Origin of the sequence: Shewanella sp. 10N.261.52.F9 (genome assembly GCF_041471165.1) — a bacterium.
Lineage (GTDB): Bacteria > Pseudomonadota > Gammaproteobacteria > Enterobacterales > Shewanellaceae > Shewanella > Shewanella marinintestina.
The window spans coordinates 214,762-231,550 of record NZ_JBFRNX010000023.1 but is presented as its reverse complement, the minus strand read 5'-3'; the positions used below and the strand labels follow the sequence as shown (position 1 = coordinate 231,550).

At 40.5% G+C, this 16,789-nt stretch carries 11 protein-coding genes; 7 read left to right on the top strand and 4 right to left on the bottom strand.

Annotation, left to right across the window (positions count from 1 at the left end; genetic code table 11):
• Window positions 1–41: 41 nt before the first annotated feature.
• On the bottom strand, window positions 42–2,219 hold the full coding sequence (locus tag AB4298_RS15410; protein WP_371987410.1) for a tetratricopeptide repeat protein: 2,178 nt from the start codon (window positions 2,217–2,219) through the stop codon (window positions 42–44).
• A 126-nt stretch (window positions 2,220–2,345) separates the two neighbouring features.
• Here AB4298_RS15410 and AB4298_RS15405 point away from each other — a divergent pair, with 126 nt between their 5' ends.
• On the top strand, window positions 2,346–4,151 hold the full coding sequence (locus tag AB4298_RS15405) for a M61 family metallopeptidase (RefSeq protein ID WP_248998597.1): 1,806 nt from the start codon (window positions 2,346–2,348) through the stop codon (window positions 4,149–4,151).
• Window positions 4,152–4,217: 66 nt separating this feature from the next.
• Here the strand turns inward: AB4298_RS15405 and rdgC are convergent, their stop codons facing one another.
• Complete coding sequence (rdgC, locus tag AB4298_RS15400) at window positions 4,218–5,129, bottom strand: recombination-associated protein RdgC (RefSeq protein WP_248998754.1); 912 nt, start codon at window positions 5,127–5,129, stop codon at window positions 4,218–4,220.
• 289 nt (window positions 5,130–5,418) lie between these two features.
• Between rdgC and AB4298_RS15395 the strand changes: the two genes are divergently transcribed.
• The 4 genes from AB4298_RS15395 to AB4298_RS15380 all read left to right on the top strand — a co-directional run bounded on the left by AB4298_RS15395 (window position 5,419) and on the right by AB4298_RS15380 (window position 9,787).
• The gene (locus tag AB4298_RS15395; protein WP_371987409.1) at window positions 5,419–6,369 is read left to right on the top strand and encodes a porin; all 951 of its coding nucleotides are present in this window, start codon (window positions 5,419–5,421) and stop codon (window positions 6,367–6,369) included.
• A gap of 181 nt (window positions 6,370–6,550) precedes the next feature.
• The gene (gene phoB / locus AB4298_RS15390) at window positions 6,551–7,240 is read left to right on the top strand and encodes a phosphate regulon transcriptional regulator PhoB (RefSeq protein ID WP_371987408.1); all 690 of its coding nucleotides are present in this window, start codon (window positions 6,551–6,553) and stop codon (window positions 7,238–7,240) included.
• Window positions 7,241–7,310: 70 nt separating this feature from the next.
• Window positions 7,311–8,621, top strand: coding sequence for a phosphate regulon sensor histidine kinase PhoR (gene phoR / locus AB4298_RS15385; RefSeq protein ID WP_248998595.1), 1,311 nt, complete (start codon window positions 7,311–7,313; stop codon window positions 8,619–8,621).
• A gap of 194 nt (window positions 8,622–8,815) precedes the next feature.
• The gene (locus AB4298_RS15380; RefSeq protein ID WP_371987407.1) at window positions 8,816–9,787 is read left to right on the top strand and encodes a PstS family phosphate ABC transporter substrate-binding protein; all 972 of its coding nucleotides are present in this window, start codon (window positions 8,816–8,818) and stop codon (window positions 9,785–9,787) included.
• Window positions 9,788–9,860: 73 nt separating this feature from the next.
• Here the strand turns inward: AB4298_RS15380 and AB4298_RS15375 are convergent, their stop codons facing one another.
• Complete coding sequence (locus AB4298_RS15375; protein WP_371987406.1) at window positions 9,861–10,745, bottom strand: collagenase; 885 nt, start codon at window positions 10,743–10,745, stop codon at window positions 9,861–9,863.
• A 142-nt stretch (window positions 10,746–10,887) separates the two neighbouring features.
• On the opposite strand from AB4298_RS15375, the gene AB4298_RS15370 reads away from it, so the two are divergent.
• Window positions 10,888–12,672 (top strand): M1 family metallopeptidase, encoded by a 1,785-nt coding sequence (locus AB4298_RS15370; protein WP_371987405.1) that lies wholly within the window; start codon window positions 10,888–10,890, stop codon window positions 12,670–12,672.
• Between the two features lie 2,568 nt (window positions 12,673–15,240).
• Here AB4298_RS15370 and AB4298_RS15365 read toward each other — a convergent pair.
• Entirely contained in the window at window positions 15,241–15,723 is a 483-nt protein-coding gene (locus AB4298_RS15365) for a glutathione peroxidase (protein ID WP_248998591.1), read from the bottom strand.
• Between the two features lie 363 nt (window positions 15,724–16,086).
• On the opposite strand from AB4298_RS15365, the gene AB4298_RS15360 reads away from it, so the two are divergent.
• Window positions 16,087–16,626 carry a YfaZ family outer membrane protein gene (locus AB4298_RS15360; protein WP_248998590.1) on the top strand — a complete coding sequence of 180 codons (540 nt, stop codon included), beginning with the start codon at window positions 16,087–16,089 and terminating at the stop codon, window positions 16,624–16,626.
• The last annotated feature ends 163 nt before the right edge of the window (window positions 16,627–16,789 follow it).

Below are 16,789 nucleotides of genomic sequence, written 5' to 3'. Positions count from 1 at the left end.
AAAAGAGAAATTAACATCATCACGCCTTTACTTATAATCACTTAAATGTAGACTTTATCGTCATTTATATCGATATTTTGATGGATCTTCCATCTCGGCCAAACAATATTGTCTTTATCACCATTGGTTTCAATTTTGACTATCCCCCTAACAATGCTCTTTTCTATATTAAGGTACAGCGGTTTATTAAAGATCCCCGCTGAGGCAAAGTTAAGGGTTTTCATGGTGACAAAGTAATCTTGGCTTAGGCCCAAGGTTCTCGCCGCTGATAACATCATCTGTAAGCTTAAAAAGTGTTGTTCAGCAGAGAGCTTTATCGCTAAATCAGCTAATAACGGACGGTGCAAAATACCCATGTGAATACTTGTCTGGCCGTGATTGCTATCAATAACATCTCTCAGCTGGGCTAGTAGTTGATTAGCTTCAATGATGCTATCTAAGCTAATTAAGAAAACGCCAGGCCTAATAATATATGCTTTGCATTCTAATGCGTTTTTAATCGCAAGCAGCTGTTGTCTATTCATGTCGGCATTGCATTCAAAACCTTGAGTTAAATCTGAATCAAGTTGCGCAGAAAGTGAGACTAGCGCCAAGGTTTTTTGTTGTTTTTCATTTTGGTTTTCAAAATTAAGCTTAAAGCTTAAGTAACTTGGTTGTTGCGTAAAAGGTTCGAGTAACTGAGTGGCTTGTAATTCTTGATTAGCTGTAGCTAGTTTGTTTTTTATCCGCCATTGTTTTACCGATAATAATATAAGTAAACACAGTGGAAACACACATAGAATACTGACTAAACGAGTGATATTTAACTGTTCAGATTTATCTTGTAGCTCATTTTGTAGCTTACTGATCTTAAGTTTTAGTTTTTGCTCTTTAACTTGTGAGCGCTGTTTATCAAGCTCTGAAGCTTGCGGTGTCGCTTGGCTATTGAGTGTTTGCAGCTGTTGGATGCTGTTATAGGCTTGCTCATATAGGCCTAATTGTTCTTGCGCGTATGCTTGCCGCTCTAATGCTTCTTTAAGTTCTTCATTTAATTGCTTCGACTCTGCTATTTTGGCTGCTTTTGTTGCATAAAGTTGTGATTCTTGCCACTGGCTTACACTTGCTGTGACTTCGGCGATCAGTAGGTCGTTATAAACTAAATAATGTTCAGCTTTTTTAGAGGTAAAGATGGCATTAGCTTGTTTAAGATTACTTAACGAGTTCTGGGTATCGCCTATTTTAAAATAAGCTTCGCCTATGTTGTGCAAGTTCAAGCCTAGGCCTATGTAGTTGCCGAGCTGTGTTTCAATTTGTTGGGCATTTAAATGGTAATCAATTGCTTGATACCATAGGTCTTGATTTGCATAAATCATCGCTATCACAGTCATCGAGGATGATACGTAATTTAGATTACCCAACTGTGTAAATGCATCTGCAGCTTTGTTGGCTGATTTTAGGGCCTCATCCCAAGAGGCAAGATCACGATAAACCCGTGCCAGCTGAAGTTCGATATGCGCATTTTGTGATGGATTCTTACCACCGCGGGTGTATTTTACCGCTTCAGTGTAGTGCGACAGTGATTTACCAAGCTGATTCTGTTTGTAAAAATACTTACCCAAAACCGACTCAGCATGAGCGGTCAGGTAATTGTTTTCAATTTTCTTAGCCGTTGAGATCAGTTTTTTTAAATGTATTAATGCTGACTCTTTTTGACGCATGATCATATGCATCATGCTTAAATGCTCTTGCAATGTATAAAGCAAAACCTGATCTGCGAGAACTGTTGATTGCTCAATCAGAGGTATGGCTTGTTGATAATATTCTATGGCGCCAGCGTAATCCTGTTGGCTACGGCCAAGGTAACGCCCCTTAAGCATAAGTAAGTAACTCTTATCAAATGGGCTGTGGCTTATATGCGCTAATTGCTCAATTAAGCTCTTGGCTGCTAGGTAGCGATCTTTCTCTTTATTATAAAGTTCCATCTTTAAGCGGGCTGTAAGCTGAATATTGCGAATTAATTCAGCTGCTGGCAGACGGTAGCTTTGAGTGAATTTATCAAATGTTTCTGCGGAATCCAACTGAGGTAGTTGAGGTAGAGTATTGACTATTGATTGTGCCAGTATGTTTGGCTTCTCTCGCAGTTGTACTTCTGTAAGTACTTCATCTCTTGAAGCTGCATAGGCTCCAAAGCTAGAAATAGAGAATAGTAATATTGATAGTAGGGTAGCGAAAATATGCATTAAAATGCCGGTCCTTTTACTTAATCGTTAAATTAAGTGCCTATTTTTGTAATTATATTGGCCTAATTAAGTCTAATGTTATATTTTTCGACTCAACGAAAACAATAATAACAGAAGGACGCGAGAGTGAAACCTGTAGTTCCCTTAATCTTAACTTTTAGTGCGTTAGCCTCCGCAAATGCTTTTGCAGACGTAAATTACCTTATTGATTTAACAGCTCCTGAGCATCATTTAGCAAAGGTTGAAGTCAATTTCCCAGAAACTAAGTCAGATGCGCTGGTGGTTAATTTACCTGTATGGCGTACAGGTAAATATCAAGTATTGCCATTAGCAGACGCGGTGCGCACTTTTTCTGCAATTGATGACAATGGCAAAGTTTTACCTTGGACTCGCACTGCCAGTGGTGAGTGGACAGTGGCACTATCAGAACCCACCAGTGTTAAAGTAACTTACCAACTTTATGCTAATAAGTTGGGTCAAAGGGTGAACCATATTGATGCTTCTCATGCCTTTTTAGATGCCAGTGGTACCTTTGTATATAGTCCTGAATTTAGAAACGAACCGATAGCGGTATCACTAAAAGTGCCGAATGACTGGAGTAGTTATTCAGGAATGGATCGCGGTAAAGGTAATCATGAATTTACTGCTTCTAATTACGACATATTAGTCGACTCTCCGATTGAAACAGGGATCAGTGAACATCGAGAATTTGAAGCCGATGGTCGCCAGTATGAGTTGGTTGTGTGGGGAGAGGGTAATTACGATATCGATAAAATGGTGGCGGATCTGACTAAGCTTAGTGGTCAAGCTGAGGTTATCTGGGACGATTATCCATTTGAGAGATACGTTTATATGGTTCATGCGACAAGTGGTGCTCGTGGCGCAACTGAGCATTTGAACTCGACGATTATTCAGCGGCCTCGATTTAGCTACCGAGATCGTAAAGACTACTTGGGCTTTATTAAAACCGCATCACATGAATTTATTCATACTTGGAATGTGAAGGCTTATCGCCCTGAAGGACTTGTCCCATACAATTATCAAGATGAAGAGATCACCGAGCTACTTTGGATTGCTGAAGGTTCAACCAGTTACTTCCAAAGCCAGTTATTACTGCGTGCTGGGGTGATGACTCCGAAGGAGTTTTTTGAAGACTTAGCTAAGCGTGTCGCGCAAAGTGAGAAAACTCCAGGCCGTGAAGTACAATCAATCGCGAGTGCAAGCGCTAACCAATGGGCGAGTAGCGGTGGTGATTACGCGGTTAATCATAGTACTAATATTTATTCTGAAGGCTTTTTAACCTCGCTAGCTTTAGATTTCTCGCTTCTAGAAGAAACAGAACTTGAACATTCCTATCGTGATGTACATCGTCAGCTTTATAGCGAGCATCGTATTCCTGCTGGCTACAATGTTGCTGATGTGAAACAAATTCTAAAGCAGGTAAGTGGTATTAGTTATGACAATTGGTGGCTGCAATACGTTAACCAGCCTGTCAGTCTAGATTTTGACAAGTTGTTGGAGCAAGCAGGCTTAAAGACCACCTACGGCAAAGACAGTAAAGTAGAGCCTTTTGCCGGTGTAACGTTAAAAAGTGGTTCATTAGTACTATCGCATGTGTTGCGTAATGGTCCCGCTTGGAATGCCGGAATTGTGCTTAACGACGAGGTTGTGGCGATTAATGGTCTTAAAGTGACAGCGGCTGGTTTTGAGTCACGTATTAATGACTTTAAAGCGGGAGACACGATCACTGTGACTCTATTTAGTAATGATAGGCTTAAAGATGTCTCTCTAACTCTGGGTGAACAACAAAGTGGTAAGCTTGCTATTACCAGTGTAGATAAGCCTAGCAGCTCGCAAAAAGCATTTTTTAAAGCTTGGTTAGGTGTTGATTGGCCATTTGATAAAGACGGTCAGTTTAAAGCGGTTAAATAAATCGACTGATAAACAGAAAAGGCGCCATATAGGCGCCTTTTTTTATATGATTACTAGGGATATATTTTAAATGCTATCTTCTAGACCGCCAAGCGCTTCAACAGTTGCATTAATAAGTGCAATTAACTCGCTGCTCATTAGGGCGAAGTCAGCGTCTAATCTTGCCATTGGGTCATCATTACCTAAATCATCGTTACCCGCTCTAAATTCTTCAGAGAATTTAAGACGTTTGATAGCCGCATCTGATTGCAGTAAGAAAGCAATTGATTGACCAAAATGCAACGCAAGCTTATGCACTTGTTTACCGACTTCAATGTGCGCTAGTACTTCATTTTCGCTCAGGTCTTGCTGTTTAAAGCGAACAATACCGCCTTCATCTGAATCGCTCTTAAGTTCAGCCTCATCTTGCATTTCAAAAGCTGCAGGCGTTTTACCTTCTTTTAGCCATTCAGTGAGCTGAGTTTCGATTGGTGTTTTAAAGCTCATTGGAATGATAGGCAATGTGCCAATAGCTTTACGCAGTAGCGCCATTAACTCTTCAGACTTAGCTGCACTTGAGCTGTCAACAAGTACCATTTGAATTTCTGGCAATATAAGTGCGCGAATTTGGCTACGACGTGAGAAAGCACGCGGAAGCAGAGTCGTGGTGATCTCGTCTTTTAGCGCATCTTTTTCTTTCTTGGCTAATTTACGGTTTTCTTCAGCTTCAATTTGGCTGACTTTTTCTTCAAGAGCTTCTTTTACCACTTGCGAAGGTAAAATCTTTTCTTCTTTAGTCGCACAAACTAAATGTCTGTCACCAGCGGTATGAATAAGCGTTTCGCCGTGCTTACCCATAGCTTTAGAAAATCCAAACTTACTAATATCTTGGCTTGAGCAAGGAGAGAAAGTGAAGTCTTCCAGTGATTTTTCTAGTGAATCAGGGTCAACAGAGAAAGGCTTGTTAAAGCGGTATACAGTTAGATTTTTAAACCACATAGATAAATGCTCAGTCAAAATTAAAGGCGCAGTGTAAGCCATTGTTGGGTTCTGGTAAACCGCCTCAATGGCATCTGACTCGTTAGTAATATGACAATTCATTAAAGTGTCACATTTCTAAAATCTTTGCTCAAAGCCTTGGTAGTGCTGGTTCTGCTTAATTGTGTTGCTGGAAATTTAATAATCCGCCCTTGATTAACCTTTTGCTGAAATAAAAATGCAACAAATCATCTTCATTATGGCGCTCGTCCAAACCAATAACCAAGACGAATAACGTCAAAAGGATTAAATGATGAACGTTTTTTGTAAAACTCTACTAGCTTCAGCTCTTGCAACAGCAACACTTTCTTCTGCCTATGCTGCGGATCCGCTAACGGTATACGGTAAGCTAAATGTAACTGCGCAGTCTAACGACGAAAATGATGAGTCAACAACGACTATTCAATCTAATGCTTCTCGTTTTGGTGTTAAAGGCGCTTTTGAGTTAAGTAGCTCTTTAGAAGCGTTTTACACTGTAGAATATGAAGTTGATACTGGCGATAGTGACAAAGATAACTTCAAGGCGCGTAATCAATTTGTTGGGCTTAGAGGCAACTTCGGTGCTTTCTCTGTCGGCCGTAATGACACAATGCTTAAAGCTTCACAGGGTAAGGTTGATCAATTCAATGACCTTTCAGGTGACTTAAAGAACCTGTTCAAAGGTGAAAACCGTATCGAACAAACTGCGACATACATTACGCCATCATTTAGCGGATTTAAAATGGGTGTAACTTACGCTGCAGAAGGTGCAAGCTCTCAGTATGCACAAGACGGTTTCAGTGTTGCAGCTATGTATGGTGATTCAGGACTTAAAAAGTCACCAATCTACGCGTCTATTGCCTACGACTCAGACGTTAAAGGCTATGAAGTTGTTCGTGCAACGGTACAAGGTAAAATCGCAGGCTTTAAACTAGGCGGTATGTATCAGCAGCAAGAAGCAACTTATGACGGTGAAGGTAATGCGGTAATTGGCGCTGAAAGCAAGACGGGTTACCTATTAAGTGCCGCTTATCAAATTGACGCTGTTGTATTAAAAGCCCAGTTCCAAGACATGGAAGATAAAGGTGATTCATGGTCTATTGGTGGGGACTATAAGCTTGGTAAACCAACTAAGTTATTTGCTTTCTATACAAGCCGTTCTTTTGAAAATATTGAACATGATGATAGCTACTTTGGTGTAGGTCTTGAGCACAAGTTCTAAGACGACAAAGTGCAAATATAAAAGGGACTTCGGTCCCTTTTTTGATCTATTGATATAAGCTAAAAATAATATTTATGACAAAAATAATGCTTAATGTGGCAAAATATCTGAGTGTTTAATATTAATGTCATAAAAGTGACCAATAATAGTATCGTAGAAATTCACTGATAGAAGATCGATTATGACTGCAAGGATTTTGATAGTTGAAGATGAGTTAGCCATTCGTGAGATGCTAACTTTTGTTTTGGAACAGCATGGTTATACAACTGTAGCCGCTGAGGATTTTGACTCGGCGCTTGATATGTTAACTGAGCCATACCCTGATCTTGTGTTACTTGATTGGATGTTCCCAGGTGGCAGTGGTATTCAATTAGCGAAACGTCTACGTCAAGACGAATTCACTCGTCATATTCCTATCATTATGTTGACGGCTCGTGGTGAAGAGGAAGATAAAGTGAGAGGGCTAGAAGTTGGCGCCGATGACTTTATTACTAAGCCATTTTCTCCTAAAGAGTTAGTTGCACGGATTAAGGCTGTAATGCGTCGTAGTGCGCCGACTTGTTTAGAAGATCTCATTGATGTCCAAGGCTTACAGTTAGACCCTGTAAGTCACCGTGTCACAGTTGGTGATGAAGTTTTGGATATGGGGCCTACGGAGTTTCGTTTGTTGCATTTCTTTATGACCCACCAAGAGCGCGTTTATAGCCGTGAGCAGTTATTAGATAATGTTTGGGGTACCAACGTTTATGTTGAAGATCGCACTGTTGATGTACACATTCGCCGTCTTAGAAAAGCGGTGACTCAATCAGGCCATGACCGCTTAATTCAAACCGTTCGCGGCGCAGGCTACCGCTTCTCTACCAGACTTTAGTATAGGCACAAGGTCACTTTTGCGTTACCTTGTGCCAAGTCCTCCTATATGGTCGTAATATTGGTTAAATATGTTTGATTCATATTCTGGGTACCGTCTAATTTCTCGGCTAGTAATTTATCTAAGCTTATGTTTATTAGCTGGGTTATTAGTCGGTGAAGTCGTTTGGGTGCTATTTCTCGGCTCGCTCTCCCTGTTAGTTTGGCATTATCGTCAGCTATCACGATTAAATTTTTGGCTGTGGCACGATCGTCGCCTTACCCCCCCTAATGGCAGTGGCAGTTGGGAAGGGGTGTTTAACGGGATTTATCGCTTGCAGGGCAAAAACCGTAAACGCGTATCGCAACTCGCATTTTTACTTGGGCGCTTTAGACAAGGCGCCGAAGCACTGCCCGATGCCGCGGTAGTGCTAGATTCTGAACACAATATTTTATGGTGTAATAAGTTAGCGCAGCTATTACTTGGTTTTGTTTGGCCGCAAGATAATGGTCAGCGCATTGATAACCTTATTCGTCATCCAGATTTCTCTGCTTACTTGAAACAAAAAGAGTACCAAGAGCCGCTAGAGTTGGCATCGCCACAGTCGGACGGTCATATTCTTGAGATCCGGATCATGGGTTACGGTGCAGGGCAGTTGCTATTGATCGCACGTGATATTACCCGTGTTCGTCAGTTAGAGGGGATGCGAAAAGAGTTTGTGGCTAACGTTTCTCATGAGTTGAAAACTCCACTAACGGTATTGCAAGGCTATTTAGAAATGATGCAGTCAATGGCAGAACCAGATTCGCCCAATATCCGCGCGATGGAGCAGATGCAGCAACAAACAACCCGTATGCGCTCTATGGTTGAGCAATTACTAGCACTGTCGCGGATTGAAGATGCCAGTGATGTCAATTTAGAAGTTAAAGTGAGCATGGCGCAGATGATGGATATCTTACGTGATGAGGCGCTAGCGTTGGCACAAGAGCAGTATGAGGTGAGTTTTTACTGTGAGCCAGGCTTAGATGTTTACGGCAACGAGCTTCAGTTGAGGAGTGTGTGCTCTAACCTGATTTCGAATGCGATTCGTTATACAGAGCCTGGCGGCAAGATAGACATAAGCTGGCGTAAGATAGCCTCTGGTGGCTTATTTAGCGTTAAAGATAATGGTGAAGGCATTGCGCCGCAGCACATTGGGCGCTTAACCGAGCGCTTTTATCGAGTTGATAGTGCACGTTCGCGCCAAAGTGGTGGTACCGGCTTAGGTTTAGCAATTACTAAGCATGCTCTGAACCATCATCAAAGTGAGCTTAATATTGCCAGTCAATTGGGTAAGGGGAGTACATTTAGTTTTGTGATCCCGCCTAACTTGATTGAGTTTAATCAACAAGATCGTGCTTAGTTGAGCGAGGTTGGAATAGAAGTTTTAAAATAAATTTCACATAAAAACAGGCTTTTGCCTGTTTTTTTATATTTAAATTAAAAATAAGCTGGTTTGTCATCGAAGTGTCACTTAGGAGTAATAGACTTGTCATCATTGAAGTCAATACTGACAGCGTTTTAAGAAACTAAGATAGCTAAACACTGGAGCAAAGAATGAAACTGAAACAACTTGTTGGCGCGGTAAGCTTTACTGCAGCGACTGTATTTTCTGCAGCATCAATGGCTGCAATCGACCAGTCTTTACCAACTTACGAAAAGACTAGCGGCGTGTCAGGTAACTTATCTTCTGTTGGCTCTGATACATTAGCTAACATGATGACGTTGTGGGCAGAAGACTTTAAACAGCTATATCCAAACGTAAATATTCAGATCCAGGCGGCGGGCTCTTCTACTGCGCCACCAGCTTTGACTGAAGGTACATCTCAGTTCGGTCCAATGAGCCGTAAGATGAAGCCTAATGAAATTGAAGCATTTGAAAAGCATTACGGTTATCAGCCAACAGCTATTCGCGTTGCAATCGATGCACTAGCAGTATTTGTGCATAAAGATAACCCAATTGAAGGCATGAGCATCGAGCAGATCGATGGTATCTTTTCTTCAACAGATAAGTGTGGTGGTGGCGACATTCAGCGCTGGGGAGAAACAGGCTTAGACGGTAACTGGGCAGCTAAAGATATTCAGCTTTATGGTCGTAACTCTGTATCAGGCACTTATGGTTACTTTAAAAAGAAAGCACTTTGTAAAGGTGACTTCAAAGCAAACGTAAACGAGCAACCAGGTTCAGCATCAGTGGTTCAGTCTGTTTCGCAATCTCTTAATGCGATTGGCTACTCAGGCATTGGTTACAAGACTGCAGGCGTTAAAGCCGTGGCTATCTCTAAGAAAGGCACTAACTACGTTGCAGCAACAGCAGAAAATGCGGCAACAGGTAAGTACCCACTTTCTCGTTACTTATACGTATATGTAAACAAGCACCCGAACAAAGACTTAGCGCCAATGGATCGTGAGTTCATCCGTTACGTGTTATCTATGCAAGGTCAGAAGATTGTTGAAAAAGATGGTTACGTTGCACTTCCAAGCAGCGTTATCGCAAAAGACCTAGCTAAAGCAGGCATTCGTCTTTAATAGTGAATATCTAAGCGATAAAAAAGGCCTCAAATGAGGCCTTTTTTATGTCTTATTTTTAATCAATACATCGCTATTTGGTCGTGGACTTTAGCTGTTTAAGCCACGCATCAAATTCAGCATCCATCGATGTACCCCAGTCCGTAAGCAAAGCCTGGTAACGCGGGTAATCACCGACTCGGGTAAAGCCAAGCATGGTATCGATTTTGTCTTTATGATTTTCAATCATAAAGCGTACAGCTAGATAGCCCCAACGATACACTCTGTCTGTGCCGCCATTCTTTTCATAACTAGTATTGAATATGTCACTGAGCGCATAGGTCTGTTTACTGCCGATTAATGCTAATGCTTTAGGGTTATGGGAGCCAATTGATATGTATTCAGCAACGCCCTCACTCCACCATACTGTATGCGGGTAGAGCGGAGCCGGTTTAGGGCAATACTCTGGACCGCTGTGTGAGTCATGTAACGACAAACAAAAATCACCATAGAGGTTAAATCTACCATCGAGGTAGTGCACATATTCGTGGGCGAGGTTCCATACTTGGCCCTTTTTTTCATAAGCGACAAACTCCGCTTGATTGTCACTTTTCCAAGGTAAACCTTCTAGGTACATTCCACCGTTATCGCTTGGCACATCAAAGTGTTGAGTGACATGTTCTACATAATCTTCTCTAGAGTGGTAAACATTGGCGCGCATGTTGTGGTTATTATCGTTGGCGACAGGTTTGTTTAACGTACCAAAGAGCTGGTGGAAATTAGCTTCTTGAGTCTGTAATAGCTGACAAGCATCGCTTATTTGCTGTTTAGTCAGGGCTTGTGAGCGAATGACAATGGTATCGCTACAGGCATGGCTTTGGCTGAGCACTGCGTCAATATTGGCTTTAGGCTCTGCTTGTGCAGCAAAGGGCAGTGCCGTAATAAGCGCTAAAGGCAATAGGGTATGTTTATTTTTCATGAGGGTTTCTCTGATTTGTTATTTTGCATACAATATTCACAAGTGTTTCATTTAGCTGTAATGATGTCAAACTGGGCTTTTATTCCCAACAAATAGCGCTAAAATGCAACAAATTAATCAGTGACTTAAAAAAGGATATGCCGTGTTAAAGCAATGGGATAATAATCATGACTACCACTCGTTTGCCAATAGCGATGAGGTTAAAGTTAACCACCTTTCGTTATCACTGACGACAAATTTCGAGACTAAGCAACTTACTGGACAGGTCGAGTTAACACTTGAGTATATAAACTCTCAGGCCACTGAGTTATGGCTTGATACCCGTGATTTAACAATTACGGCAGTTTTGTCTGCTGTTGGCGAAGCGCTTGAATATTGTCTCGATAAGCAAAATGACACCCTAGGTCAACGGCTCAATATTCAATTGGCAACAGCGACGACACATGTGGTGATCCATTATCATACCTCGCCTCAAGCTCAAGGTTTGCAGTGGTTAACACCAGAACAAACCAGTGGTAAACAACTGCCTTTTTTGTTTAGCCAGTCGCAGCCAATTAATGCGCGTAGCTGGATCCCTTTGCAAGATACACCTAAGGCGAGAATCACCTTTGATGCGGTTATAAACGTGCCTCAAGGTATGCGTGCAGTGATGAGTGCAATGAATGATGCTAGCGCAGAGCTTAAAGGGGTATTTACATTTACCATGGAGAAACCCATGCCGACTCATTTGTTGGCAGTTGCTGTAGGGGATATTGCTTTTGGTGAACTAGGGGCGCGTACCGGCGTTTACGCCGAGCCAGAGGTGCTCGCGGCGGCTGTGGCAGAGTTTGAAGACACAGAGAGCATGGTTGCTGTGGCTGAATCTCTACTTGGCCCATATCAATGGGGCCGATATGACATGCTGGTATTACCACCGAGCTTTCCCTTCGGCGGCATGGAAAATCCACGCTTGGCGTTTATGACACCAACATTAATCGCGGGTGATAAGAGCTTAGTTTCAACGGTTGCCCACGAGCTTGCTCATTCGTGGACAGGGAATTTAGTCAGTAACGCTACTTGGCGCGATTTATGGTTAAACGAGGGTTTTACTACGTATTTTACCAATCGCATTGTTGAAGCTGTCTATGGCAAAGAGTTAGCTGAGCTTGAAGTGGTACTTGAAAATGGCCGTTTACAAGAAGCCATTTCAGCTACGCCTATCGCGCAGCAGACATTGCCAGCCAACATGCAAGATCAAGATCCTAATGAAGCCTTTAATCGTTTTACCTATGACAAGGCATCAATGTTTGTGCATGACTTAGAAAAGCGTTTAGGCCGAGAAGCTTTCGATAAATTCTTATTTGATTATGTACAGGCATTTGCGTTTGAAGCCATCACCACTGAAACCTTTATTGATTATGCTAAACAAACCTTGTTAAAGCAGCACAGCGATAAAATCACTGAAACTGAGCTATTGCAGTGGGTTTATGGTGAAGGCATGCCGAGCTGGTTTGTTGCGCCAACTTCAAACAGTTTAGTTAAGGTCACTATGGCGCTGCGAGCATTTGATGACGGGGCTGCAGCAAGCAGTCTAATGACCCAGGGCTGGCGTGTGCACCATTGGCAGTACTTCTTGAACAACTTACCAGAGCAAGTCTCTCATCAAGCCTTGAGTGATTTAGACTATACCTTTGAATTTACCCAATCAACTAATGCTGAAATTGCTTTTGACTGGTTTAGAGTCGCTGTCCGCAATCGCTATCAAAGCGTTTTGCCTTATGTAGAAGCTTATCTTATTAAAATCGGCCGAGGTAAATTTGTTAAGCCACTTTATGCCGAATTAGTGAGTGCGGGTTTTGCGGTTGATGCCAAGCAAATTTACGCTAAAGCACGTGAGGGTTACCATCCGTCAATAGCGGTTATGCTGGATCAGCAGTTATTGAAGTAGTGTAAATTAGCAACGCTAGCCTATTTAGGGCTTGAGTTATTAGCAAAAAGGCAAAAAAATGGCAACCCAATGGGTTGCCATAAAAATATCTAACTCGGGATAAACTTTGTGCGCTAGCTAAAAGCTTATTCCGAAGGGCAAACCGAGTAGGGATGCTAAGGGAATGATGATGAACAATGAAACTAGCTTGAAAAGCTAAGGTTAAACCAAGATGACTAGTTAACAGTCATTTTCATTTAACGAGAATCGGTTCATATAGTCAGAGTGGTTATTTGCCTGTTAGTTCCCAGAACTTAGCAATAAAAGTAAAATTATTTCCAGGTAATAATTTAAGTGCTTTAAATACAACATTTTAGTTGTCTGTTTGATTTTGCTTTTAATCCAGAACCAAATTGAAACTCCGTTCATCATTAACGCTTAGACGCTGGCGAAGGTATTATAAGTTGCCTTGTTCACTGCCATTTGCCTTGTGACATCTAAGCCGTTTTAGAAAGTAGAGGTTATGGTAAAGCTGAGGCCGCTACGCGGTAAGGTTAGTCTTGAAATTTAAAGGTAAAAAAATGGCAACCCAATGGGTTGCCATAAAAATATCTAAATCGGAATAAACTTTGTGCGCTAGCTAAAGATTTATTCCTAAGGGCAAGCCGAGTAGGAATGCCAAGGGAATGATGATGAACAATGAAACTAAGCTCTAAGAGCTAAAGTTAAACCAAGATTACTGATTTACAGCAATTTTCATTTAACGAGAATCGGTTCATATAGTAAGAGTCGTAAACTTTCAATTAGTTCCCAGTTAATAGTGAAAAATGTATTGTTTTTCTATTTTAAGCTTAAGTATCTGTATTTTAATATGGTTTAAACTATGCGTTTTTATTTTTTGCGACCAGTAAAGCCTACGTTGTTGGTCAATATTTGACATAAGCTAAATAGCTATCGTTGGCGATGAGCAGTAATTGTGGGCTGAGATTATGAGCTTGCAGAGAGCCTGGATATGGTAAAAGTCCACCAGTAGAAATTTGGTTTGAAAGGGTAAAAAAAAGGCAACCCAATGGGTTGCCATAATAATATCTAACTAGAAATAAACCTTGATGCGCTAGCGTAAAGTTTATTCCTAAGGGCAAACCGAGTAGGGATGCCAAGGGAATGATGATGAACAATGAAACTAAGCTACGAGAGCTAAGGCTAAGCCAATATAAAAGTGTTCGAATCTTATATATTCACTTAACGAGAATCGGTTCATATATTCAGAGTCCCTAATTCCTATTTAGTTCCCAAGAAGTGACTATAAAAGTATATTCTATTTTTCAACTGTGCTTTAGTCATTGTATTTAAAGCCTATTCTGCTTTGTTTTTTATTGGGTATGGTTTTGCTTTTTCATCTATAGTCAAAAATATTGATAGCATGTCGGCAATAGTCATGACAAAGGAGACGGTTATAATGAGTCAAAGTTTGGTAGAAAGGTTAGCGAATAGCTAAAAAAAATGGCAACCCAAAGGGTTGCCATAACAATATCTAATTTGGAGTTAGTCGTTGTGCGCTAGCTTAACGTTTACTCCGAAGGGCAAACCGAGTAGGAATGCCAAGGGAATGATGATGAACAATGAAACTAAGCTGCAGGAGCTAATGTTAAGCCAATATGTAAGGGTTAAGTCTTAAATATTCACTCAACGAGAATCGGTTCATATAGTCAGAGTCCGATTAAATAAAATAGTTCCCAAGGTTGAATAGTTTTATTCATCCTTACACCTAAGACAGATGGGGTTTGCTTTTAAGTTGTTGATTTTATTTGTTTTTTTATTTGTTTTTTTATTTGTTTTTAATTTTGATTTTGTTTTTAATTTTTATGCGCTGTGGTTAAAGAGTGGCTCGTTGTTGATGTTATTCATATCGGTTACGGCTTTATGCGTACTCAAGTAGGAAGCTTAACGAGTTTTTATCTCTTTAAGTATTATTTTGATTAGACGAGACGAGACTTTTGAACTTGTGAGTGAAGCAAAATAAAACTAACCGAAGAGGTTCTGTTGAGTAATCAAAGCCTAAATTCAAAGTAAAAAAATGGCAACCCAAAGGGCTGCCATAACAATATCTAAGTAAGAATAAGTCTTTGTGCGCTAGCTAAACACTTATCGTTACAGGCAAACCTAACTAGAATGCCAAGGAGAATGATGATGAACAATGAAACTAGCTATAAAGCTAATGTTAAGCCAACAAATAAGTATTTAATTCTTAAATGTTCCCTATAACGCGAATCGGTTCATGTAGTCAGAGTGCATAGAGCTTGATAAGTTCAATATCGCAACAAGTTTTCTATCATTAGTTTATAAAATGCTTTTAAATGAAGGCAGTAAAACTGCAGGGATAAAGGCAAAAAAAGGGCAACCCAAGGGGTTGCCAGGTTGATCTACATTGAGATCAAGGGGGCTGCGCTAGAAGCCCCAGGGAGAATGATGAACATGAAAAATATCCAATGCTCACAAAGTTAGAGACGGTTTAATAGATAAAGTTCAAAAAATAAGCGATAAAAAATGATTTTTTTTTGTGCAAATTTAAGCCTATGACTTATCAGGTTAAAGTAGATCTATAATATCTTTTTCTAGAGCCATAGGTTTGGTGGTTGGTGCAAATCTCTGCACGACTTGGCCCTGTCTGTTGACTAAGAATTTTGTAAAATTCCATTTGATTTTTTCAGAGCCTAATAGACCTTTTGCTTCTCGTTTTAAGTAGGCGTAAAGCGGTGCTGAATTGTCGCCATTGACTTCAATCTTTTCAAACAGCGGAAAGGTTACACCAAAGTTTAACTCACAGAATGAGCTAATCGATTGGCTATCGCCCTTCTCTTGATTACCAAATTGATTACATGGGAACCCGAGGATCACTAGACCTTGGTTTTGATATTTTTGATAGAGAGCTTCGAGATCTTTGTATTGGGGAGTAAATCCACATTCACTGGCTGTATTCACTATAAGAATAACTTTGTCTTTGTAGTCGGCAAGGGGAACCGTTTGTCCTTGAATATTGTTAGCCGAAAAGTCATAGACTGTCTTTGTCATCGTTAGCTCCTTAGGTGTTTATTGTTGATTTAAGGTTGTATTTTGTTACTCAGTATACCTTTATATAATTTAATTCACTCAACAAGAAATAAACTTTTAATTAGCCCTAAGAATTTCTAGCTATAACTGGTTAGATAATTGTAATCATAGCCAATCTTCAGCCTTTAAACTGATATGGGATCGATTATTTTCTCTTGTGTTGTCACCCCTTGTTGCAAGTGTATGGTTTTCGTTTTTTTAGTTGCGATCAGGTTTGGTTAATGTAGGCTTTTCAATAAATCTTTCTCTAAAAATTAGGTTTATCTAAAAAGCTAAGATCAGTTTGTGTATGCTCTTGGCAAAGTTAAAATACAGAGACATTTAATGACTAGGAAATCCCTATTAGCCGCAATTTTACTTTCGGCTTTTTCAATTAATGCAAGTGCAACAGACTTCACATTTGGCTTAAATGACGACATGTTGTCGACTGAATTGCAGTTTGATGTCAATAAAGATGTAAACGCATCTGTAGAATATATTTATGCGGATACTGGCGGGCAAATGTTATCTGGTGCTATGCACGTTGCACATGATGCGGGGATCCACCACTTTGAATTAGGCGCTAAATTTTCACAAGTCTGGTCTGATAGAAGCCCGAATGGTAATTTTGTTGGGATTGGCGGTCGTTATGCATTACATTTAGGCTCAAATGTATCATTACAAGGTTCAGGCTATTATTCTCCTTCAGTCTTATCTTTTGGTGATATTGATGGATCTTGGCAGTTTGATGGAAAAGTGCAATACGCGCTTAATCCGGCATTGGCATTATTTGTAGGCTATAGAAATATTCGCCTGCAATATGATGAGCAATCTAACTCAACGCTAGACTCCGGCTTTTATCTAGGCGCAAAAGCATCTTTTTAATGCATTATCGGAGTAATTAATCGGTCTACTATAGCTAAGTCGATGCAAAATCAACTTAGCTATTTTTTGCAATGAGCTAAATAATTCGCTGCTCATTTGTTCCACACTCATTATCTTTCCTGCTATTAACCCCAACATTCGCCATAGAAAAACAGCTCGCCGC

Coding starts and splice junctions, on each gene's coding strand:
- AB4298_RS15375 (WP_371987406.1), bottom strand. CDS start 10,745: ATGAAAAATAAACATACCCTATTGCCTTTAGCGCTTATTACGGCACTG.
- AB4298_RS15380 (WP_371987407.1), top strand. CDS start 8,816: ATGAAACTGAAACAACTTGTTGGCGCGGTAAGCTTTACTGCAGCGACT.
- phoR (WP_248998595.1), top strand. CDS start 7,311: ATGTTTGATTCATATTCTGGGTACCGTCTAATTTCTCGGCTAGTAATT.
- AB4298_RS15360 (WP_248998590.1), top strand. CDS start 16,087: ATGACTAGGAAATCCCTATTAGCCGCAATTTTACTTTCGGCTTTTTCA.
- AB4298_RS15365 (WP_248998591.1), bottom strand. CDS start 15,723: ATGACAAAGACAGTCTATGACTTTTCGGCTAACAATATTCAAGGACAA.
- phoB (WP_371987408.1), top strand. CDS start 6,551: ATGACTGCAAGGATTTTGATAGTTGAAGATGAGTTAGCCATTCGTGAG.
- AB4298_RS15395 (WP_371987409.1), top strand. CDS start 5,419: ATGATGAACGTTTTTTGTAAAACTCTACTAGCTTCAGCTCTTGCAACA.
- rdgC (WP_248998754.1), bottom strand. CDS start 5,129: ATGTGGTTTAAAAATCTAACTGTATACCGCTTTAACAAGCCTTTCTCT.
- AB4298_RS15410 (WP_371987410.1), bottom strand. CDS start 2,219: ATGCATATTTTCGCTACCCTACTATCAATATTACTATTCTCTATTTCT.